At 73.2% G+C, this 18,919-nt stretch carries 19 protein-coding genes and 1 pseudogene; 8 read left to right on the top strand and 12 right to left on the bottom strand.

Annotation, left to right across the window (positions count from 1 at the left end):
* Positions 1-25 precede the first annotated feature (25 nt).
* Together ACFY3U_RS04155 and ACFY3U_RS04150 are read right to left on the bottom strand one after the other, a co-directional pair.
* Complete coding sequence (locus tag ACFY3U_RS04155) at positions 26-1,492, bottom strand: NADH-ubiquinone oxidoreductase-F iron-sulfur binding region domain-containing protein (RefSeq protein ID WP_387194581.1); 1,467 nt, start codon at positions 1,490-1,492, stop codon at positions 26-28.
* A complete protein-coding gene (locus ACFY3U_RS04150; protein ID WP_387194578.1) occupies positions 1,489-2,928 on the bottom strand; it encodes a hypothetical protein in 1,440 nt (479 codons plus the stop codon). Before ACFY3U_RS04150 ends, ACFY3U_RS04155 begins: the two co-directional genes overlap by 4 nt.
* Positions 2,929-3,308: 380 nt before the next feature.
* Here ACFY3U_RS04150 and ACFY3U_RS04145 point away from each other — a divergent pair, with 380 nt between their 5' ends.
* Both ACFY3U_RS04145 and ACFY3U_RS04140 read left to right on the top strand, forming a co-directional pair.
* Positions 3,309-4,754: an alpha-amylase family protein gene (locus ACFY3U_RS04145; protein WP_387194575.1), complete on the top strand. Its 1,446-nt coding sequence runs from the start codon at positions 3,309-3,311 to the stop codon at positions 4,752-4,754.
* Positions 4,755-4,832: 78 nt separating this feature from the next.
* On the top strand, positions 4,833-5,732 hold the full coding sequence (locus ACFY3U_RS04140) for a L,D-transpeptidase (RefSeq protein WP_387194572.1): 900 nt from the start codon (positions 4,833-4,835) through the stop codon (positions 5,730-5,732).
* A gap of 13 nt (positions 5,733-5,745) precedes the next feature.
* Here ACFY3U_RS04140 and ACFY3U_RS04135 read toward each other — a convergent pair whose 3' ends face one another.
* The 5 genes from ACFY3U_RS04135 to ACFY3U_RS04115 form a co-directional block, all read right to left on the bottom strand.
* Positions 5,746-6,372, bottom strand: a complete 627-nt coding sequence (locus ACFY3U_RS04135; RefSeq protein WP_387194569.1) for a response regulator — start codon at positions 6,370-6,372, stop codon at positions 5,746-5,748.
* Positions 6,369-7,499, bottom strand: coding sequence for a sensor histidine kinase (locus ACFY3U_RS04130; RefSeq protein ID WP_387194566.1), 1,131 nt, complete (start codon positions 7,497-7,499; stop codon positions 6,369-6,371). Before ACFY3U_RS04130 ends, ACFY3U_RS04135 begins: the two co-directional genes overlap by 4 nt.
* Positions 7,500-7,528: 29 nt before the next feature.
* A complete protein-coding gene (locus ACFY3U_RS04125; RefSeq protein WP_387194563.1) occupies positions 7,529-8,332 on the bottom strand; it encodes an ABC transporter permease in 804 nt (267 codons plus the stop codon).
* A 1-nt stretch (position 8,333) separates the two neighbouring features.
* Entirely contained in the window at positions 8,334-9,236 is a 903-nt protein-coding gene (locus ACFY3U_RS04120; protein WP_387194560.1) for an ABC transporter ATP-binding protein, read from the bottom strand.
* A 110-nt stretch (positions 9,237-9,346) separates the two neighbouring features.
* Positions 9,347-11,059 carry an MFS transporter gene (locus tag ACFY3U_RS04115; RefSeq protein WP_387194557.1) on the bottom strand — a complete coding sequence of 571 codons (1,713 nt, stop codon included), beginning with the start codon at positions 11,057-11,059 and terminating at the stop codon, positions 9,347-9,349.
* A gap of 112 nt (positions 11,060-11,171) precedes the next feature.
* Between ACFY3U_RS04115 and ACFY3U_RS04110 the strand changes: the two genes are divergently transcribed.
* Together ACFY3U_RS04110 and ACFY3U_RS04105 are read left to right on the top strand one after the other, a co-directional pair.
* Positions 11,172-11,918, top strand: coding sequence for a TetR/AcrR family transcriptional regulator (locus ACFY3U_RS04110; RefSeq protein WP_387194554.1), 747 nt, complete (start codon positions 11,172-11,174; stop codon positions 11,916-11,918).
* 40 nt (positions 11,919-11,958) lie between these two features.
* Positions 11,959-12,810, top strand: coding sequence for an alpha/beta hydrolase (locus tag ACFY3U_RS04105; RefSeq protein ID WP_387194551.1), 852 nt, complete (start codon positions 11,959-11,961; stop codon positions 12,808-12,810).
* On the opposite strand, the gene ACFY3U_RS04100 is transcribed toward ACFY3U_RS04105, so the two are convergent.
* Both ACFY3U_RS04100 and ACFY3U_RS04095 read right to left on the bottom strand, forming a co-directional pair.
* A complete protein-coding gene (locus ACFY3U_RS04100) occupies positions 12,811-13,065 on the bottom strand; it encodes a hypothetical protein (protein ID WP_387194547.1) in 255 nt (84 codons plus the stop codon).
* Positions 13,062-13,376 carry a DivIVA domain-containing protein gene (locus tag ACFY3U_RS04095; protein WP_387194544.1) on the bottom strand — a complete coding sequence of 105 codons (315 nt, stop codon included), beginning with the start codon at positions 13,374-13,376 and terminating at the stop codon, positions 13,062-13,064. The genes ACFY3U_RS04100 and ACFY3U_RS04095 overlap by 4 nt, the downstream gene beginning before the upstream one ends.
* Positions 13,377-13,649: 273 nt before the next feature.
* On the opposite strand from ACFY3U_RS04095, the gene ACFY3U_RS04090 reads away from it, so the two are divergent.
* On the top strand, positions 13,650-14,486 hold the full coding sequence (locus ACFY3U_RS04090; RefSeq protein WP_387194541.1) for a helix-turn-helix domain-containing protein: 837 nt from the start codon (positions 13,650-13,652) through the stop codon (positions 14,484-14,486).
* Positions 14,487-14,499: 13 nt separating this feature from the next.
* Positions 14,500-14,685 (top strand): annotated as a pseudogene (locus ACFY3U_RS04085) (DUF397 domain-containing protein); the annotation flags it as partial.
* 20 nt (positions 14,686-14,705) lie between these two features.
* Here the strand turns inward: ACFY3U_RS04085 and ACFY3U_RS04080 are convergent.
* Positions 14,706-15,179, bottom strand: coding sequence for an Lrp/AsnC family transcriptional regulator (locus ACFY3U_RS04080; protein ID WP_387194538.1), 474 nt, complete (start codon positions 15,177-15,179; stop codon positions 14,706-14,708).
* Between the two features lie 95 nt (positions 15,180-15,274).
* Here ACFY3U_RS04080 and ACFY3U_RS04075 point away from each other — a divergent pair, with 95 nt between their 5' ends.
* Complete coding sequence (locus tag ACFY3U_RS04075) at positions 15,275-16,207, top strand: SMP-30/gluconolactonase/LRE family protein (protein ID WP_387194535.1); 933 nt, start codon at positions 15,275-15,277, stop codon at positions 16,205-16,207.
* Positions 16,208-16,214: 7 nt separating this feature from the next.
* On the opposite strand, the gene ACFY3U_RS04070 is transcribed toward ACFY3U_RS04075, so the two are convergent.
* Positions 16,215-16,433: a hypothetical protein gene (locus tag ACFY3U_RS04070; protein WP_387194532.1), complete on the bottom strand. Its 219-nt coding sequence runs from the start codon at positions 16,431-16,433 to the stop codon at positions 16,215-16,217.
* A gap of 418 nt (positions 16,434-16,851) precedes the next feature.
* Between ACFY3U_RS04070 and ACFY3U_RS04065 the strand changes: the two genes are divergently transcribed.
* Positions 16,852-17,994 carry a site-2 protease family protein gene (locus tag ACFY3U_RS04065; protein ID WP_387194529.1) on the top strand — a complete coding sequence of 381 codons (1,143 nt, stop codon included), beginning with the start codon at positions 16,852-16,854 and terminating at the stop codon, positions 17,992-17,994.
* On the opposite strand, the gene ACFY3U_RS04060 is transcribed toward ACFY3U_RS04065, so the two are convergent.
* Positions 17,991-18,857 carry a helix-turn-helix domain-containing protein gene (locus ACFY3U_RS04060; protein ID WP_387194526.1) on the bottom strand — a complete coding sequence of 289 codons (867 nt, stop codon included), beginning with the start codon at positions 18,855-18,857 and terminating at the stop codon, positions 17,991-17,993. The genes ACFY3U_RS04065 and ACFY3U_RS04060 overlap by 4 nt on opposite strands.
* Between the last annotated feature and the right edge of the window lie 62 nt (positions 18,858-18,919).

The following is an 18,919-nucleotide window of genomic DNA, read 5'->3' as shown; positions in this document are numbered from 1 at the left end:
GGCGCCTCCTCGAACGGTGGACGAGCTACTCGGCCTTGGCGAGCCGCAGGGCGAGCTCGGGGCAGACCTTGACCGCCTTCATCGCGCCCTCTCGCAGCCAGGTCGGCACGGGGGTGGGCGGGAAGGCGGGGAATCCGTTGGTGTCCAGCCGGATGAAGTCCGGTACGACGTGCGCGCAGAGCCCGTGCCCGTCGCAGCGGGACCAGTCCAGGGTGAGCTTCTGCGGGTTCGCGTCGGGCGCACCGGGCAGGCCCATCATGCCCTTGACCCGTCGCCCGCACCCGTCGCCGGTGGTGTGCAGCCGCAGGTCCTCGGCGAACACCTCCATCGCGGAGAGCGCGAACCGGGCCGTACCGTCGGGGTGGCTGCACGCGCCGCGACCCCGCACGTCGCCGGCGGCGGCCCGGACCACCTCCACCGGCGCGCTGCCGGCGACCGCCAGGTCGACGGCGCGGGCCAGGTCCGGCAGCCCCATCTTGCACGGGCCGCACTGGCCGGCGGACTCGCCGGCCAGGTAGCGGACCACCTGCGCGGCCTCGCCGAGCGGGCAGGTGTCGTCGCCGAGCGGGAGGACGATCCCGGCGCCCAGCGTGCCGCCGACCCGGGTGAGCCCCTGGCGGGACACGTCGGCGCGGTCCGCCGCCTCGGCGGTGATCCACTTGCCGTGGTAGCCGCCCATCAGGATGCCCGGCCCGGCCGGCACCTCGCACAGCTCGAGGACCTCGCGCAGCGGGGTGCCGGCGGCGCACTCCACCACGGCCGGCCGCCCGGCCGCGCCGGTCACGGTGAGCAGCAGCGTGCCGGGCTCCTCGTCGGTGCCGAGCGCCGCGTACTCGTACGGGCCGAGCCGGGCGGCGACCGCGAGCTGGGCGTACGTCTCGGCGTTGGACAGCAGGGTGGGCAGCCCGCCGACGCCGGAGTCGCTGGAGCGCTTCTTGGTGCCGGGCGGGATGTGCGGCAGGCCGTTGATCCCGTTGACCAGCGCGCCGCCCTCGCCGGAGATGAACCGGTGCGGCACGGTGACGATGCTGGTCGGCACGGGCATCCGGCGCTCCTGCAACGCCTCGGTGAGCGAGTCCCGGCCGACCATGTCGTCGGACACCCCGATCACGATCTCCTCGGCGTCCAGCGCGTACGCGGCCAGCGCGGCGCCGTCCAGGACCAGGTGCGGCGCCCGGGTGAGCAGCACCTTGTCCTTCCAGCTGGCCGGCTCGCCCTCGCTGGCGTTGACCACCACCACCGCGGCCAGGTCCTGCCGCTCGCAGGACTCCAGGACGGCGGTGAGCTTGCGGGCGAACGGGAAGCCCGCGCCGCCCTTGCCCTTGAGCTGGATGCTCTCGGCCAGCCGCAGCAGGTTGGCCGGCTCCATCGGGCCGATCGGGCCGTGCACCTCCTCGTGCGCGGCCAGGTCGAGCCGGCCGAACTCGGCGAAGCCGGCGGTGAGCCTCGGCTCGCCGACGCAGGCCACCGGGGGCACCTTGGTCCGCATCACTTCGCCTCACCCCGCAGCCCGGCCCAGTACGCCCCGTCAACCGCGTCCGCGTCGGCCCGCCGCCGCCGGCGCCGGCTGTCGCCGTTCGCCTTGAGCGCCCGGCGGGAGGCCAGGTCGACCAGGGTCGGGGTGTCGTCGACGGGCGCCCCGTCGGGGACGTACCGGGCCGGCGGCCGCCAGTAGTCCGGCTCCTCCGGCACCTCGTCCTCGACGCTGTGCCGGCCGGCGCCGCTGCGCGGGGTGGCGGAGATCGGCTCGGCGGAGACCGGCGACGCGGCCTGCCAGCGGCGCGGGCTGTCCCACGGCTCCTCGGGCTCGGCGAGCTGCGGCGGCGCGGAGTAGCGGGCCACGTCGGCGTCGTCGCGCCGGGCCCGCCGGCCGGCCGACACCGGCGCGACGTCCTCGTCCCGCCGGGCGCGGCGCCCGGTCGACACCGGCGCCACGTCCTCGTCCAGCCGGGCCCGCCGGCCGGCGGAGACCGGCGCGACGTCCTCGTCCCGGCGGCGGTCGACCCGCTCGGCGGCGGCCGCCACGTCCCGCTCGCGCGGCACCGGCACCGTGGCGCGGCGGCCGGCGCGGACCGGTTCCCGCAGCGTGCCGGGCTCGGGCACCACCGGCACGGTGAACCGTTCCGGGTCGCGCCGGCGGGCGGCGCCGGCCGGCGCGGTCCAGGACGCGGTCGCGGTGGTGGCCCAGCCGGCCCGCAGCTCCTTCTCCTCGTCGTCGGCCTTACGCCGACCGAACCCGCCGAGCAGCCGGCGGCCCCGGTCCTCCTCGCTGGTGCGCGCGGTCATCGCCTTGTTCATCGCGGCGGCCTGGTGCTGCTCGCGGCTGCGCTTGCCGAGGTACACCGACAGCCGCACCAGCAGGGCCAGCACCACCATCAGCACGCAGGCCAGGTAGCTCAGGGTCACCCAGGGCTTCGCGGTCCGCCCGGCGTTGAGCCCGTGGAACAGGGCGAACGGCCAGGACAGGTACGCCATCGAGTGCAGCGCCCGCCACACCCACTTCGGGCCGGCGCCGGCGAAGCGGGCCCGGATGATCCCGGTCCACAGCACGCTCACCATGAGGAAGGCGGCGACGGTGCCGAGCCCGACGTAGAGCCCCCGGCCACCGATGAACGGCACCACGGCGTCGGTGGGGGCGGCCCGGCCGATGGCCACCTTGGTGACGACGTGGAAGACCAGCCCGGCCACGCCGAGGATGCCGGTGGCCCGGTGCGCGGACTGCATCAGCACCCGGTGCGGGATCTTCAGCACCAGCCGGTCGGTGGCCAGCAGGCCCATCATCACGGTGAGGCTGAGCGAGACCAGGGCGATCACCCCGGCGAAGAACTCGGTGAAGAAGAAGCCGTAGGCGTACATCGGGCCGCCGACTCCGGAGATCTCCACGCCCGCCCAGACCAGGGCGAGCGCGGACGCGGTCAACAGTGCCATCGCGGGTTTCGACGGTGTCCGTACCCCACGGCTGGTGGTGGTGGTCCGGACCGTCGCCGCCTTCTGGTTCCGCTTTGCCCGGGCCATCTGCTCCTCGATCGTGTAACGGCGGCGCCACCACCGGCCGACCCTGCTCCCACCTCCAGTACGGACGTCCGGCGCGTACGGATCAGTGCCGGCGGTGAAAATTCCACCCGACGCGTCGAACCGGGGCGCCCGGTGACGCGTGTGGCGCTCCACGCAACGACAGATATCCATCCGTTGACAGCGCCTGCAACACGCTTGTAATCTTTCCGCAAATTTCAGCCCTGGTTGCAAGAAGCCAGCAGCTGGAATCCCTCCCCCGCACTGCCACCATCCCCCGAACACCAGGAGTCCCCATGCATCGACGTCGATGCCGCTCCGCCGTCCTCGCGGTCCTCGCCGCCGCGAGCCTGCTGTTGCCGAGCGCCGTGGCCGCACCCCCGGCCGCCGCGGCCACCTCCGGCGCCAAGAAGGTCATCGTCCAGCTCTTCGAGTGGAACTGGACCTCGGTGGCCAGCGAGTGCACCAATGTGCTCGGTCCCAAGGGGTACGGCTACGTCCAGGTCTCGCCCCCGCAGGAGCACGTCAACCTCGGCCCGTGGTGGGTGTCCTACCAGCCGGTCAGCTACCGGATCGAGTCCCGCAAGGGCACCCGGGCCCAGTTCCAGTCGATGGTGACCACCTGCCACAACGCCGGCGTGAAGGTGCTCGTCGACGCGGTGGTCAACCACATGTCCGGCCAGGAGAACGGCGGCACCGGCTGGGCCGGCACCAGCTACGGCCACTACAACTACCCGGGCACCTACGGCTCGCAGGACTTCCACTACTGCGGGCGCAACGGCAACAACGACATCGCCAACTACAACGACCGGTACGAGGTGCAGAACTGCGAGCTGGTCAACCTCGCCGACCTGAAGACCGAGTCGGACTACGTCCGCTCGACGATCGCCGGTTACCTGAACGACCTGCTCTCGCTCGGCGTGGACGGCTTCCGGATGGACGGCAGCAAGCACATGCCGGCCGCCGACATCGCCGCGATCAAGAGCAAGCTGTCCCGCCCGGCGTACATCGTGCAGGAGGTCATCTACGGCGCGGGTGAGCCGGTCCAGCCGACCGAGTACACCGGCAACGGCGACGTGCACGAGTTCCGGTACGGCAAGGACCTGGCCCGGATGTTCAACAGCGAGCGGCTGGCGTACCTGAAGAACTTCGGCGAGGCGTGGGGCTACCTGCCCAGCGGCTCGGCGGTGGCCTTCGTGGACAACCACGACACCCAGCGCGACGGCGGGGTGCTGACCTACAAGAACGGCAACGCGTACGCCCTGGCCAACGCGTTCATGCTGGCCTGGCCGTACGGCACCCCGGCGGTGATGTCGAGCTTCTCGTTCAGCAGCAAGGACCAGGGCCCGCCCTCGGACGCCAGCAACAAGATCACCAACACCACCTGCTACTCGGGCTGGGAGTGCGAGCACCGCTGGCGGGTGATCGCCAACATGGTCGGCTTCAACAACGCCACCCAGGGCGCGGCGGTCGCCAACTGGTACGACAACGGCTACCAGCACATCGCGTTCAGCCGCGCAGGCAAGGGGTTCCTCACCATCAACGACGAGGACTCCGCGATCAACGGCCGGTCGTACTACACCGGGCTGCCCGCCGGGCGGTACTGCGACGTGATCCACGGTGACTTCGCCAACGGCTCGTGCAGCGGGCCGGTGATCACGGTGGACGGCAGTGGTTGGTTCGCCGCCAACATCGCCGCGCACGACGCGGTCGCCATCCACGTCGGGGCGAAGCTGCCCTGACCCGTACCCGGGGCCCTCGTCCGCGCCGATCCGGCCGGGCGGGGGCCCCGCACCGCGTCCGTCCTTTACAGTCAGTTTGTGCTCTTTGACCGATTGACCTCCCGGTGGGGGCTCGGCTGGCTGGGCGCCGCCGTCGGCGTACCGGCGCTGCTGGCGCTGGTGCTGCTGGTCAACGCGGCGCTGCGCCACGACACGGCACCGGTCCGCCGGGCCGCGCCCGCGCCCGCCGCCCCGGCGACCCCGCAGAACCCGGACGAGTCGGTGCCGCCCGCCGCGCCCGCCCCCGCCGGCCTGCCCGTGATCGACTACGACCCGGCGCCTGGCGGCTTCCCGGCCGACCCCGCCCCGCGGGACACCGCCCCGCTGACCGAGGGACTCTCCCCTGACCGGCGGATCGCCGTGTACGACGCGCCGGGCGGCCGCCCCCGGGCTCTGCTCGCACCGACCATCAGCGACGTCCCGCTGACCATGCCGGTGGTGGCCCACCGGGTCGGCTGGACCGCCGTGCTGCTGCCCTCGGCGACCCGGCGGATCGGTTGGCTGCCGGCGGGCGGCTGGAGCACCACCGCGCTGCGCGACCAGGTCGTGGTGGAGCGCCGGCCGCACCGGCTGACCTGGTACCGGCACGGCCGGCCGGTGCACAGCTGGAAGGTCAGCCTCGGCATGCCCGGCCAGGACACCCCGCTGGGCCGCACCTTCGTGCTCGGCACCACCCCGCCGCCCGAGGAGGTCTACGGCGGGGTGGACATCTTCGCCCTCGGCGCGGTGCCGGACGACCCGGACGCCGTGCCGACCGGCCTCAGGGGCGCGCACATCGGCCTGCACAGCTGGCAGGACGACGACACCCTGGGCGAGGACGTGACCAACGGCTGCATCCGGCTGACCAGGACCGCCCAACGCCAACTGCTCGCCGAGCTGTCCCCCGGTACCCCACTGATCGTGGTCGACACCCTCCCCACCCCACCCCCCACCGCCTGAGACCCGGCGCCGGTCAGTCGCCGAGGAGCCAGCCGTTGCGTTCGGCGATGTGGACGGCCTCGGCGCGGTTGCGGGCGCCGGTCTTGCCGATCGCCGACGAGAGGTGGTTGCGGACGGTGCCCTCGGACAGGTGCAGCGTCCGGGCCAGGTCGGCGACCGTGCCGCCGCCCAGCGCCGCGCGCAGCACCTCGGTCTCCCGCTCGGTCAGCGGGCTGGCCCCGGTGGCCAGGGTCTCCGCCGCCAGGGTCGGGTCGACCACCCGCAGCCCGGCGTGCACCCGGCGCACCGCGTCGGCGAGCTGCCGAGCCGGGGTGTCCTTGACCACGAACCCGTTCGCGCCGGCCTCCATCGCCCGGCGCAGGTAGCCGGGCCGGCCGAAGGTGGTCACCACCAGCACCCGGCAGCCGGGCAGCGCGGCCCGCAGCGCCGCGGTCGCCGCGATACCGTCCAGCCCGGGCATCTCCACGTCCAGCAGGGCGACGTCGGGGCGGGTCCGCCGGGCGGCCTCCACCACCTCGTCACCCCGGCCCACCTCGGCCACCACGTCCAGGTCGGGCTCCAGCGAGAGCAGGGCGGCCAGCGCCCCGCGTACCAGGGCCTGGTCGTCGGCGAGCAGCAGCCGGATCGGCGCGTCGCTCACCGGTCGCCCGCCGTGGGCAGCGCGACGCGCAGCAGGAAGCCGGCGCCGTCCGGGCGGCGTCCCACGCTCACCGTGGCGTCCAGCCGGCGGGCCCGCTCGCGCAGCCCGGTCAGCCCGTGCCCGCCCGCGCCGTCGGACGGCCCCCGGCCGTCGTCGGCGACCTCCACCCGGTCCGGGTCGACCCGGATCACGCACCGGCGCGCGCCGCTGTGCCGTACCACGTTGGTCACTCCCTCCCGGACGGTCCAGCCGAACAGCTCGTCCTGGGCCGGCGGCAGCCGCGGCGGGTCGTCCGGCAGCTCGGCGACGATACCCGCCGCGGCCAGCGCCGACCGGGCGCCGGCCAGCTCGCCGGCCAGGCTGATCTCCCGGTACGCCCCGACGGTGTGCCGCACGTCGGCGAGCGCCTGCCGGGCGAGCCGCTCGACGTCGGCGATCTCGGCGGCCGCCCGGGCCGGGTCCAGCTCCAGCAGCCGGCCGGCCAGCTCGGCCTTGACCGCCACCACGGTCAACGAGTGGCCGAGGATGTCGTGCAGGTCCCGGGCGGTACGGGCGCGCTCCTCGGCGACGGCCAGCCGGCCGATCTCCGCCTGGGCGGCCTGCAGCTCGGTGTTGCGCCGGGCCAGCGCGCTCACCCCGAACATCCCGATCGAGGCGAGCACCACCGCGAAGACCACACTGCTCTCCGCCTCCCAGTCGGGCACCAGCGCCGAGCCGACCAACGGGGTCACCGCGCACACCGCCACCACGGCCAGCGCCTCCGGCCAGGGCAGCAGGAACACCCCGGCGGCGGCGACGAAGACCAGCGTGGTCATCCAGTCGCCGCCGGTGCCCGGGATGCCGGCGACGGCCAGCAGGATCAGCAGCCCGAGCAGGGCGCGGGCCCGGCCGCGGGGCACCGGACGGTTTCTCTGCCGGCGGTGCCGGGCCCACTCGAACAGCAGCACGTAGGCCACCCCGAAGGTGACCACCGAGCCCACCCCGACCACCCGCCGCCAGGGCTCGGCCCGGTGCAGGGCGGTCAGCAGCGGGACGTTGAGGAAGATCAGCCAGACGGCGGCCAGCAGCCAGCCGGCGAGCCGCCAGCGGCGGCTCGTCGGCGGGTACTGCGGCGGCGGGGTGGCCATGGAGCCCACGCTAACCCGGGCCGGCCCGGTCAGACCCGAGTGGTGTCCCGGCGGAACAGCCGGGCCGCGCCGAACCCGAAGACCGCCGTCCAGCCGATCACGTTGGCCACCGCCGTGTTGCTCACCCCGTTCCCGGTCAGCGGGGAGCGGGCCAGCTCGCCCACCCCGTAGACCGGGGTGAAGTGGGCGATCGTCTGGAACGCGTGCGGCAGCAGCTCCAGCGGAACGAACAGGCCGCCGAACATCGCCAGGATGGCCAGGATCGGGCCCATGAACTGCATGACGTTCTCGGCCGGCGCGAGGTAGCCGACGAACAGCCCGAAGGCGGCGAAGACCAGCGAGCCGAGCCAGGCCGCGAGGCCGGCCAGCAGCCAGACGTACGCCGGCACCCGCACCCCCGCCGCCGCGCCCACGGCGAACTCGACCAGCACGGCGGCCAGCCCGAGCACCATCGCGGTGACCACCTTGGTGGCCACGTACGCGGCCGGGCGCAGCGGGGTCAGCCGCAGCTGCCGGCTCCAGCCCAGCGCCCGTTCGGTGGCGACCGCCGCGCCGGCGCTGGTGGTGGCGACCATGGCCGCGTAGACGGCCAGGCTGATCATGATCCAGGCGGTCACCGGGCGGCCGTTGTCGAGGTTCTGCCCGCGCTGCGGCAGGCCGAAGAGCAGGAAGAACACCGCCGGCATGATCAGGGTGAACAGCAGCGTGCGGCGGTTGCGCAGCACCCGGCGGATCTCGATGGCGAGCACCGCCGGGGAGAAGCCGCCGAGGGCGGGCAGCCGCCGGTCGGCGTGGTGGACGGGCGTGCTGGTGGCGGGCGAGGTCACGGTCATCTCAGGCTCCGACGGTCTCGGCGGTGGTCAGGGCGAGGAAGGCGTCCTCGAGGTTCCGGGAGGTGATCTCCACGTCCCGGGCGGCGGTGCGGGTGAGCAGGTGCCGGGCCACCGCGTCGGAGTCGGCGGTGCGGATCAGCACCCCGTCCCCGCGTACCTCGACGGTCTCGACGCCCGGCAGGGCGGCCAGCCCGGCCTGGTCGGCGTCCGGCAGGGTGGCGCGGACGGTGCGCCCGGCGGCCAGGTTCTTGATCTCGGCGGTGGTGCCGTCGGCGACCACCCGGCCCTGCCGGACCAGCACGATCCGGTCCGCGTACGCGTCGGCCTCGTCCAGGTAGTGGGTGGCGAACACGACCGTCCGGCCGGCCCGCGCGTCGGCCCGGATGGCCTGCCAGAAGTCCCGCCGCCCCTCGACGTCCATCCCGGTGGTGGGCTCGTCGAGGATCATGATGTCCGGGTCGGAGAGCAGCGCCAGGGCGAAGCGCAGCCGCTGCTGCTGGCCGCCGGAGCACTTGCCGACCAGCCGGTCGGCGATGTCGGCGATGCCGGCCCGCTCCAGCACCTCGGCCACCGGCCGGGTCCGGCCGTGGAAGTGCGCGGTCATCCGTACCGTCTCGGCGACGGTGAGGTCCTTGAGCAGGCCGCCGGTCTGCAGCACGGCGGCGACCCGGCCGTGCCGGACGGCCTCGTCGGGGGTGCCGCCGAGCAGCCGGACGGTGCCGGCGTCCGGGCGGGCCAGGCCGAGCAGCATGTCGATGGTGGTGGTCTTGCCGGCGCCGTTGGGGCCGAGGAAGGCCACCACCTCACCGACCGGGATGCGCAGGTCGAGCCCGTCGACGGCGGTCACCGGCCCGAAGCTCTTGCGAAGGCCGGCGAGCTCGACGGCCGGATGCGTACTGGTCATGACATAGATGCTGGCGGCCGTGCGGCGTCCGTCCCCGGAGCGACCGTCACGTCCCGGGCATGACAAATGTCAGGGCCCCGGGCCGGGGTCCGGCCCGGGGCCCTGCGCGGTCAGTGGCCGCCGGCGCCCTCCCGGGCCTGCCGGGGCAGCAGGAACGCCGCGCCGAAGGTGACCACCAGCAGCCCGGCCTGTGCCCAGAGGGTGTACCGGACGGCGTCCTGCGAGCCACGCCGTACCGCCCGTTCGCCGGCCGCGGTCAGGGCCCGGCCGACCCGCTGGCCGGCGTCCGGCGTGGTCACCGCCGCCCCGGCGGACCGTTGCAGCTCCGCGCAGGAGCGCGGCGTCGCGGCCGGATCGTCGGCGGTCGCCCGGTCCCGGCCACAGGTGCGCAGGCCGGCCACGATCCGGTCGGCTGCCCCGGCCGGTACGCCGGCGGTGGCCAGTTCCGTGCGCAGCGCGGGAGTGTCGACGGCGGTGGCGACCTGCCCGCCGAAGGCGGAGAAGAAGACGGTGCCGAGCACGGCCACGCCGAGCGCTCCGCCGAGCTGTTGGATGCCGGTGAGGGTGCCGGAGGCGGAGCCCGACTCGGCCTCGTCCACCCCGGAGAGCACGATGTCGAAGAACGGCGCCATCACCAGCCCCATCCCGAAGCCGACGGCGAGCAGCGCGGGCGCGAGCCGCCACGGCGTGACGTCGAGACCGACCAGCCGCAGGGTGAGCAGCATGCCGAGCACGCCGGCCAGCACCACGGCCAGTCCGACATGGATCATGCGGCGGCCGTAGCGGGCGGCCAGGCCGGTGCCGGCCAGCACGAACGCGGCCACCATGCCGAGCGCCTGTGGCACGGCGGCCAGGCCGGTGCGCAGCGGCGAGTAGCCCAGCCCGAGCTGGAGGTAGAGGCTGAACACCAGCGAGAAGCCGGTCAGGCCGGTGAAGAACGCCAGCCCGGCGACCAGGCCGCCGGTGAACGCGCGCCGACGGAACAGCGCGGGCACCACCAGCGGGTCGCGCCCGGTGCGCTGCCGGCGTACCTCGTACCGGGCGAACGCGACGAAGACCACGACGGACGCGGCCATCATCGCGAACGTCCAGAGCGGCCAGTCTCTCTCGCGGCCCTGCACCAGCGGATAGACCAGCAGCAGGGCGGCGGCCGAGACCAGACCGACGCCGGGCAGGTCGAGCCGGGTGGCGTGGGTGGAGCGGGACTCGGGCAGGAAGCGCAGCGCGCCGAGCGCGGCGAGCAGCCCGAGCGGAACGTTGATCAGGAAGATCGCCCGCCAGCCGGTACCCCACAGGTCGGCGTCGACCAGCCAGCCGGCGAGGATCGGGCCGCCGACGGCGGAGATGCCCATCACCGGCCCGAACGCGCCGAAGGCCGCGGCCAGCTGGTGCGGCGGGAACACCTCCCGGATCAGGCCGAGCCCCTGCGGCAGCAGCACCGCGCCGAACAGCCCCTGGGCGATCCGGGAGCCGATCAGCATGCCGGGCGAGACGGCCAGCGCGCAGAGCGCCGAGGCGGCGGTGAAGCCGAGGACGCCGACCAGGAACATCCGGCGCCGGCCGTAGAGGTCGCCGAGGCGCCCGCCGGTGACCAGGCCGACCGCCATGGCCAGGGTGTAGCCGGCGCCGAGCCACTGGATCACGCTGACCGAGCCGCCGAGGTCGGCGCGGATCGCCGGGCCGGCCAGGTTGGTGATCAGGACGTCGAGCAGGTCCATCACCTCGGCGGCGAGGATCACCGCGAGGGCGAACCAGCGCCACCGGTGGCCGGCGGCCTCCGGCGGGGGTACGGGTGGGGCCTCCCCCGTGACGACATCTCCCATGACGACCTCCTCGCACATCGCTGTCGAACGGCGTTCGTTGTCGAACAACGTTCTATCAACGAACGGCGTTCGTGGCAAGTACGATGTTCGACAACCGATCGAAAGGCCGACCGTGAGCGAACCCCCCGCCCCGCCCTGGCGCACCCGACCCCGGGCGGCCCGCGCCGTACGCCAGCCGCTCAGCCAGGACGCGGTGGTGGACGCCGCGCTGGCGGTGCTCGGCCGGGAGGGGCTCGGCGGGCTGAGCATGCGGCGGGTGGCCCAGGAGCTGGACACCGGGCCGGCCTCCCTCTACGCCCACGTGTCGGGCAAGGAGGAGCTGCTGGAGCTGCTCGTCGACCGGGCCAGCGCCGGCATCACCGTGCCGCCACCCGACCCGGCCCGCTGGGGCGAGCAGGTCAAGGAGGTTGCCCGGCAGGCGTACCGGGTCTACGCCACCCACTCCCACCTGGCGCTCGCCTCGCTGGCCACCATCCCGACCGGCCCGAACGCGATGCGGGTCACCGACGGGCTGCTGGCCATCCTGCTGGCCGGCGGCGTGCCGCCTCAACCGGCGGCCTGGTTCCTCGACCGGCTCATGCTCTACATCGCCGGGGACGCCTACGAGGGGGCGCTGTTCGGGGAGAAGGTGCGGGCCACCGGGCAGGACCTGTCGACGTACTGGACGGGGATGCGCGAGCAGCTGCGCGGCTACTACCTGAGCCTGCCCAAGGAGGCGTACCCGAACGCGCTCGCGCACGTCGACGAGCTGATGGCCGGCGACGGCGAGGAGCGCTTCGAGTTCGGCCTCGACCTGATGGTCCAGGGCATCGCCCGGTACGCCCGCCCAGACGGGATTCCGGACGCCCCGACCGGGTAAGCCGCGCCGTCCGCGCCGCACCACGACCGGGAGGAACCCCATGGGCACCGCGCCGACCGGACGGGTCGACACGATCGTGTTGATCCACGGCCTCTGGATGACCCCGCGCAGCTGGGAGGGGTGGGCCCGGCGCTACCGGTCGTTCGGCTTCCGGGTCGAGACCCCCGCCTGGCCCGGCATGGAGGGCACCGTCGAGGCGCTGCGCGACGACCCCGCCCCGATCGCCGGGATCACCCTGGACCGGATCATCGAGCAGCACGCCGCACTGATCGGCTCGCTGCCGAACCCGCCGATCGTGATGGGCCACTCGTTCGGCGGCCTGGTCGCCCAGGTGCTGCTGGACCGGGGGTTCGGCGCCACCGCCGTCGCGGTCGCCCCCGCACCGGTACGCGGGGTGCTGCGGCTGCCGGTGAGCACCCTGCGGGCGGCGTATCCGGTGCTGCGCAACCCCGCCAACCGGCACCGCGCGGTGCCGATCACGCCCGACGAGTTCCGGTACGCCTTCGGCAACACCCTCAGCCGCGAGGACTCCGACCAGGCCTGGCAGCGGTACGCCGTACCGGCCGCCGGTCACGTGCTCTTCGAGGGCGCGTTCGCCAACCTCGACCCGCGCTCGGCCGCCACCGTCGACAACGGCAACGACGAGCGGGGGCCGCTGCTGTTGGTCTCCGGCGGTGCGGACCACGTCGCGCCCCCGCAGCTGGTGACCGCGAACGCCAACCTCTACCGGAAGTCGCGGGCGGTGACCGCGTACCACCAGTTCCCGGGGCGGTCGCATCTCACGGTGAGTGAGCCGGGGTGGGAGGAGGTGGCCGACCACGCGCTGCACTGGGCGGTGGAGATGGCCACCACCCGCGCGCCCGCGATCGTCGGCGACGCCCCGCACTGGTAGTCACCGGTGCCGGAACCGCCGGGAACACGGCCCGTCGTGGTCCGGCCGCAGCAGGCACCGCGGGCCGCCGGGCAGCGCCCGGTCGCAGAACACCCAGTGGCGTACGTTCTGGTCGTCCTCCGCCGACACGGTGGTGCCGCCCGGCTCGGTCTGCGGCAGGACGTGCGTCCAGTGCGCCACCACCCGGGCCAGCCGCTGGGCGGAGACCAGATCGTTCGCCGTCACCGGCAGGTGAATGACCCAGCGCTCGGTCACCGGTCGTATCCCCGCTCGTTGCGGGCCTCGGCCTGCTCGGACTGCCAGCGGCGCAGGGCGTCCTTGATCCGCCCGGTCTCCCGGCGGCTCTCGGCCAGCGCGTCGTAGACCATCGCCAGGTCACCGGCGACCCGGTCGAGGAACTCCCGCACCTCCCGCGGGTCGAGCCCGCGCCGACCGAGCGGGGTAGGCCGGAAGCCGCGCTCCCGCACCTGCCACGGCCGCAGCGGATGGTAGGCCGCCGAGCGGTAGCAGGTCGGCCGGAGGACCGACCGCTGGCGGCGCCGGGCACGCCGGAAGAAGACGCGCATGACAGGACCCTGCCTCTCACCGTCGATCGAGCTGTGGAAGGGGGGGCCCGCCGACCCGCCCCGCACCGGCGGACCCACCCCGGCACCTGCCACCGCAGCCTCGATCGGCGGTACGACAGCAGGGCACATCACGCTGTCCGATCCCGAGCGACGCTCGGTAGCTCAGCAGATCCGGCAGCTCACTCATCGTGCATCGGGTCCGACCCTTTGCGCAACTCCCGATTAGGGACTATATCGTTGCGAAGGTCGTCCGGTTCAGTCACACTGATCGCCATGACTGGAAGCCCCACCGTCCGAAGGCGACGGCTGGCCGCCGCACTCAAGCGTCTCCGCGAGCAGACCGGCATGACCGCCGACCAGGCCGCCAGAGAGGTCGGGATTTCCAAGTCGGCGATCAGCCGGGTGGAGAACGCCCAGGTCTCCGTGATGCCGCCGGTCGCCCGAGGGCTGCTGGAGCTGTACGGCGTGGAGGGCGACGAGGTGGACGCGCTCGTCCAGGTCGCCCGGGACGCGCGCAAGCGCGGCTGGTGGCAGGCGTACGACGACGTCCTGCCCGACTGGTTCGAGGTCTACGTCGGACTGGAAGCCGAAGCAGCGGAGATTCGCGCCTTCCAGCCGCAGCTGATCCCCGGCCTGCTCCAGACGGCCGACTACGCCCGCGCTGTCATCCGTGCCGAGCACCCGGACGCCCCTGGGGACGAGGTCGACCGGCGGGTCGAGCTGCGGATGCGCCGGCAGAACACCGACACCCCGCCGAAGCTCTGGGTGGTGCTGGACGAAGCAGCCCTGCGCCGCCCGGTCGGCGGGGCGGAGGCGTTCCACGGGCAGCTACGGCGGCTGGCCGAGGAGGCGGACCAGCCGGGCCGCACCGTGCAGATCCTGACCTTCGCTGCCGGCGAGTACGGGTCGATGGGCAGCGCCTTCAGCGTGCTGAGCTTCCCCGAGCCGGCCGATCCGGGGGTGGTCTACGTCGAGACGCGGGCGGGTAGCCTCTACCTGGAGGGCCAACAGGTCAGGGAGTACGGCCGCGTCTTCGAGCATCTGGTCGCCACGGCGGCCAGCGCCCGCGAGTCGCGCGACCTGATCCAGGGGGCGATCGACGAGCGGTGAGAGGACGGCGCGGGTGGACGAGGTCAACCAGGTGTCAGTGGCCTGGCGGAAGAGCACCCGCAGCAACGGCTCCGGAGACTGCGTCGAGGTCGCCGACGACCTGGCCGGCAAGGTCGGGCTCCGCGACAGCAAGGACCCGACGGGCCCGGTGCTGACCTTTGGCCAACCCGAGTGGTCGACCTTCATCGCCACCGTCAAGCTCGGGGAACTGCAGACCTGTCACAGCACCGGCGATCGCTCCCGGCCGTCGTGGACGTTGATGGCACGTTCGAAGAACGGCTCCAGCACGACGATGGTCTGAGTGCTGGTAACTCCGTCGATAGCGAAGAGACGCCTCAGTACGGCTTGCAGGTCTTCGGTAGTGGCGGTGCGGATCTTCGCCAGCACGCTCGCCGCGCCGGCGATGATGTGCGCCTCCTGGATCTCGGGAATGGCCGCGAGCGCGTCGCGGGTGGCTGCGTCGCCCATCCACGCGTTGGCGCCGAGCATCACGAAGGCGAGCACGCCCCGGCCGACGGCGGCGGGGTCGACGTCGACGGTGGTGCGACGGATCACGCCTCGCTCGCGCAGCTTGCGCACGCGTTCGTGCGCCGAGCCTGCGGACAGACCCACCGCCTCGCCCAGGGCCGCGTAGGACCGGGTCGCGTCGCGCTGCAGCTGCGACAGCAGGGCACGATCAACACCGTCAACCATCAGGCTCCGATCTCCATCTGGATAGTAAGCCTCTTGACCATATCAAGTTCTGCAACCATCCTTCTTGTCAGAACGTCATTCCGGACGGAGGCCGCATGCCTGACACTGTTCCTGCCGATTTCCGGTTACTCGATGAGAGGTTCCAGTACGTCGACGGTGACTTCGTCGTGGAAGTCCTGCACGGCGGCGCCCGCAAGACCGAAGGCCCGGCGTACTTCGCGGCCGGCCGCTATCTGGTGTGGAGCGACATCCCGAACGATCGGCTGCTGCGCTGGGACGAGACCACCGGCGCGGTCGGCGTGTTCCGCCAGCCCTCGGGCTACGCCAACGGCAACACCGTTGACCGGCAGGGCCGGCTGATCACCTGCGAGCAGGGAAACCGGCGGGTGACCCGTACCGAGCACGACGGCACGGTCACCGTGCTGGCAGACCGCTACGACGGCAAGCAGCTCAACAGCCCCAACGACGTCGTGGTGCGGGCCGATGGCACGATCTGGTTCACCGACCCGATATACGGCATCAACAGCGACTACGAGGGCAACAAGGCCGAGCCCGAGTTCGACGGCTCGTGCTACGTGTTCCGACTCGACCCCGCCACCGGGAACCTGCGTGTGGTCGCCGACGACTTCTGCCGCCCCAACGGCCTGGCCTTCTCACCGGACGAACAGCGGCTGTTCATCGCCGACACCCGGCAGGAGCCCAGCCACATCCGCGTCTTCGACGTAACCGTCGACGGGGCTCTCAGCGGCGGCAAGATCTTCGCCGAGTGCGACAACGGGCGCTTCGACGGCCTGCGCATCGACGACAACGGGCGGCTGTGGGCTGCCGCCTGGGACGGCGTGCACTGCTTCGACCCGGACGGCACCCTCATCGGGAAGCTGCTCCTGCCCGAACCGGTTGCCAACCTCACCTTCGGCGGACCGAAACGCAACCAGCTGTTCATCACCGCCGGCCGCTCCGTGTACACGCTGCGGGTCACCTTCAACGGCGCCCGCTACCCCAGACCCGCCGACAGCGGAGGGCGGTGAATCGCCGTCATCGAACAGGGCGGGAATTCCGCCGACGCAACCTCAGCCAACCGTGGTCGCGACGTCGAACAGGGACTCCTGCGTCGATCTGAGCCAGCGCCGCGCGGGCGGCAGCGACATCGGCTGCGTCCTCCGCGTCTTCGACAGGCCCGCCGCTCTCGCCGCGGAACTCCACCTCGGTGGGGCCGTCATCGGTGTAGTAGAACTTCCCCGCGCGCTCATGCACGCCCCCGATTCTATTTCGCCCGCCCCCACCGCCCTCTACGCCCGCTGAGCGTTTCGCCCCCTATCGCCTCCGCCCGGAGGCACCCAACTTCCTGGATGTAGTGGCCTCGTCGGCGCGGCGATGCCACTACATCCTTGTTCCAGCGCGATCTTGGCGGCAGCTCGATCTGCCGGGCCGGGAGGCCGAAGGCGCCCGACAGGTGATTCGTTTGCGTCATCAGGTCCGTAGCGTGTGGCGGACCAACCGGCCGGTCGGGGCGACACGCGCCATCACGTCTCACGAGCGGAGGAACCGCCGGGAAGCTGCGTAGCCGATGGCTTCGGCAGTCGGGCGGGAGCGGGCAGACTGGTGGCCGGTCATCGCGGAGGTGACGTCCGCCCCCGGGCATGGGACGCGGCAGCCGGGGTATGAACCCCCCATGAGGGCGAGTTTCCGGATCGGCCGCGTCGCGGGCGTACCCGTGGGGGTCAACTGGAGCGTCCTGTTCATCTTCCTGCTGATCGCCTGGGGCCTGTCGGCCAACCTGTTCCCCCGGTCCTACCCCGACCGGCCCACCTGGCAGTACGTGCTGGCCGGGCTGGCCGCCGCGGTGGTGTTCTTCGTCGGCCTGCTGGCCCACGAGGTGTCCCACGCGGTCGTCGCCAAGCGCAACGGCATCGAGGTCCAGGGGATCACCCTGTGGCTGTTCGGCGGGGTCGCCGAGCTCAAGGGCGAGGCGAAGAACCCGGGCGCGGAGCTGCGGATCGCCGGGATCGGTCCGCTGGTCAGCCTGATCCTGGGGCTGTTCTTCGCCGGCATCGCGCTGGTGGTGGCGCTGGCCGGGCACGAGGGGCTGCTGCTCGGCGCGCTGTCCTGGCTGGCCGGGATCAACGTACTGCTGGCGGTGTTCAACGTGCTGCCGGCCGCGCCGCTGGACGGCGGCCGGCTGCTGCGCGCCGCGGTCTGGAAGGCCACCGGCGACCGGACCCGCGCCGCGGTGGTCGCCGCCCGGGCCGGGCGGATCCTCGGCGTGCTGCTGATCGGCCTGGGGCTGTTCCAGTTCCTGCGCGGGGTCGGGTTCGGCGGGCTGTGGCTTGCGCTGATCGGGTGGTTCCTGATCGGCGCCGCGGGTGTCGAGGAGCGCCAGGCGAGGATGGGCAGCGCGCTGGCCGGGGTGCGGGTCGGCGACGTGATGACCCCGCAGCCGCAGACCGCCTCGGCGGACATGACGGTGGCCGACTTCGTCGACCACTACCTGTTCGCCTACCGGCACAGCGCCCTGCCGCTGACCGAGGACGGCCGGCCGATCGGCCTGGTCACCCTCGATCGGGTACGCGGTATTCCGGCCGACCGTCGCGCCGGGACCACGCTGGCCGAGGTGTCCTGCCGGGCCGAGGACCTGGTGCTGGCCCGGCCGGAGGAGCAGCTCAACGAGCTGCTCCCCCGGCTCAACGAGTGCGCCGACGGGCGCGCGCTGGTCGTGGTCGACCAGCAGCTGGTCGGCATCGTCTCGCCCAGCGACATCAGCCGCGCGGTGCAGCGCGGCAGCCTCCGCGACCAGCTGGCCGGCGACCGCCGCTAGGTCGCGGTCCGCTCGACCGGGATCCAGAGTTCGGCGTCCGCGCGGGCGCCGTCTTCGGAGATCCGGGTACGCAGCATCTCCGGCCCCGGCCGGCTGCGGTACGGGTTGGACGGGAACCACTGGGTGAACACGTCCCGCCACAGCTCCTGCACGGCGGCCGGGAACTCGCCGGAGCTTTCGAACACCGCCCAGCTGCCCGCCGCCACCGGCACCGAGTCGAGGTCGTCGGGCACGTCGGCGCCGGTGGCCACGCCGTGCCAGTAGTCCAGCTCGACCCCCTCGGAGCGGTCCTCGCCCAGCTGGTCGCTGACGCTGACCAGGCCGGCCGGCTCCTGGTCGGACAGCGCCTCGATCCGGGCCACGGTCTCCTTCGGAATGCTCCGGATGAACTCCACGATGGCCGGGTTCATCCCCCGGTGCACCAACGGCACCCGGGCCCGCCGGCCGGCCAGCCGGAACGCCTGCTTCTCCACCACGCGGTAACGCATGCTGCCACTCCCTTCGACGACGAGCCGGAAGGTGAGCCGTTGCTGGGACCGCAGCGCGGCGCCGGTGCGCCGGGCCTCGCCGGGGCCGACCCCGTGCACCGCCCGGAACGCCCGGGTGAACGCCTCGGTCGAGCCGTACCCGTAGCGGACGGCGACCTCCAGCAGGGTCCGCTCCCCGGCCAGCACCTCGGCCGCGGCGACGGTGAGCCGCCGGCGGCGCAGGTACTCCGACAGCGGCATCCCGGCCAGTGCGGAGAACAGCCGCCGCAGGTGGTGCTCCGAGGTGGCCGCGATCCGGGCCAGCTCGATCACCTCGGTCGGCTCGTCGAGGTGCTCCTCGGCGTACGCCATCGCCTCGTTCAGCCGTTCCAGCACCGGCTCCCCCTTCCGTTTTCCGAGGTCGACGTTAGGCAGCCGGGAGCGGGCCGACCCGACCG

The sequence above is a fragment of the Micromonospora sp. NPDC000089 genome, assembly GCF_042899365.1.
In the GTDB taxonomy this organism is placed as follows: Bacteria; Actinomycetota; Actinomycetes; order Mycobacteriales; family Micromonosporaceae; genus Micromonospora.
The sequence above is the reverse complement of the archived record's forward strand: the minus strand, read 5'-3'. Positions and strand labels throughout refer to the sequence as shown.

Coding starts and splice junctions, on each gene's coding strand:
- ACFY3U_RS04075 (WP_387194535.1), top strand. CDS start 15,275: ATGCCTGACACTGTTCCTGCCGATTTCCGGTTACTCGATGAGAGGTTC.
- ACFY3U_RS04065 (WP_387194529.1), top strand. CDS start 16,852: ATGAGGGCGAGTTTCCGGATCGGCCGCGTCGCGGGCGTACCCGTGGGG.
- ACFY3U_RS04090 (WP_387194541.1), top strand. CDS start 13,650: ATGACTGGAAGCCCCACCGTCCGAAGGCGACGGCTGGCCGCCGCACTC.
- ACFY3U_RS04120 (WP_387194560.1), bottom strand. CDS start 9,236: ATGACCAGTACGCATCCGGCCGTCGAGCTCGCCGGCCTTCGCAAGAGC.
- ACFY3U_RS04105 (WP_387194551.1), top strand. CDS start 11,959: ATGGGCACCGCGCCGACCGGACGGGTCGACACGATCGTGTTGATCCAC.
- ACFY3U_RS04125 (WP_387194563.1), bottom strand. CDS start 8,332: ATGACCGTGACCTCGCCCGCCACCAGCACGCCCGTCCACCACGCCGAC.
- ACFY3U_RS04145 (WP_387194575.1), top strand. CDS start 3,309: ATGCATCGACGTCGATGCCGCTCCGCCGTCCTCGCGGTCCTCGCCGCC.
- ACFY3U_RS04130 (WP_387194566.1), bottom strand. CDS start 7,499: ATGGCCACCCCGCCGCCGCAGTACCCGCCGACGAGCCGCCGCTGGCGG.
- ACFY3U_RS04095 (WP_387194544.1), bottom strand. CDS start 13,376: ATGCGCGTCTTCTTCCGGCGTGCCCGGCGCCGCCAGCGGTCGGTCCTC.
- ACFY3U_RS04150 (WP_387194578.1), bottom strand. CDS start 2,928: ATGGCACTGTTGACCGCGTCCGCGCTCGCCCTGGTCTGGGCGGGCGTG.
- ACFY3U_RS04080 (WP_387194538.1), bottom strand. CDS start 15,179: ATGGTTGACGGTGTTGATCGTGCCCTGCTGTCGCAGCTGCAGCGCGAC.
- ACFY3U_RS04115 (WP_387194557.1), bottom strand. CDS start 11,059: ATGGGAGATGTCGTCACGGGGGAGGCCCCACCCGTACCCCCGCCGGAG.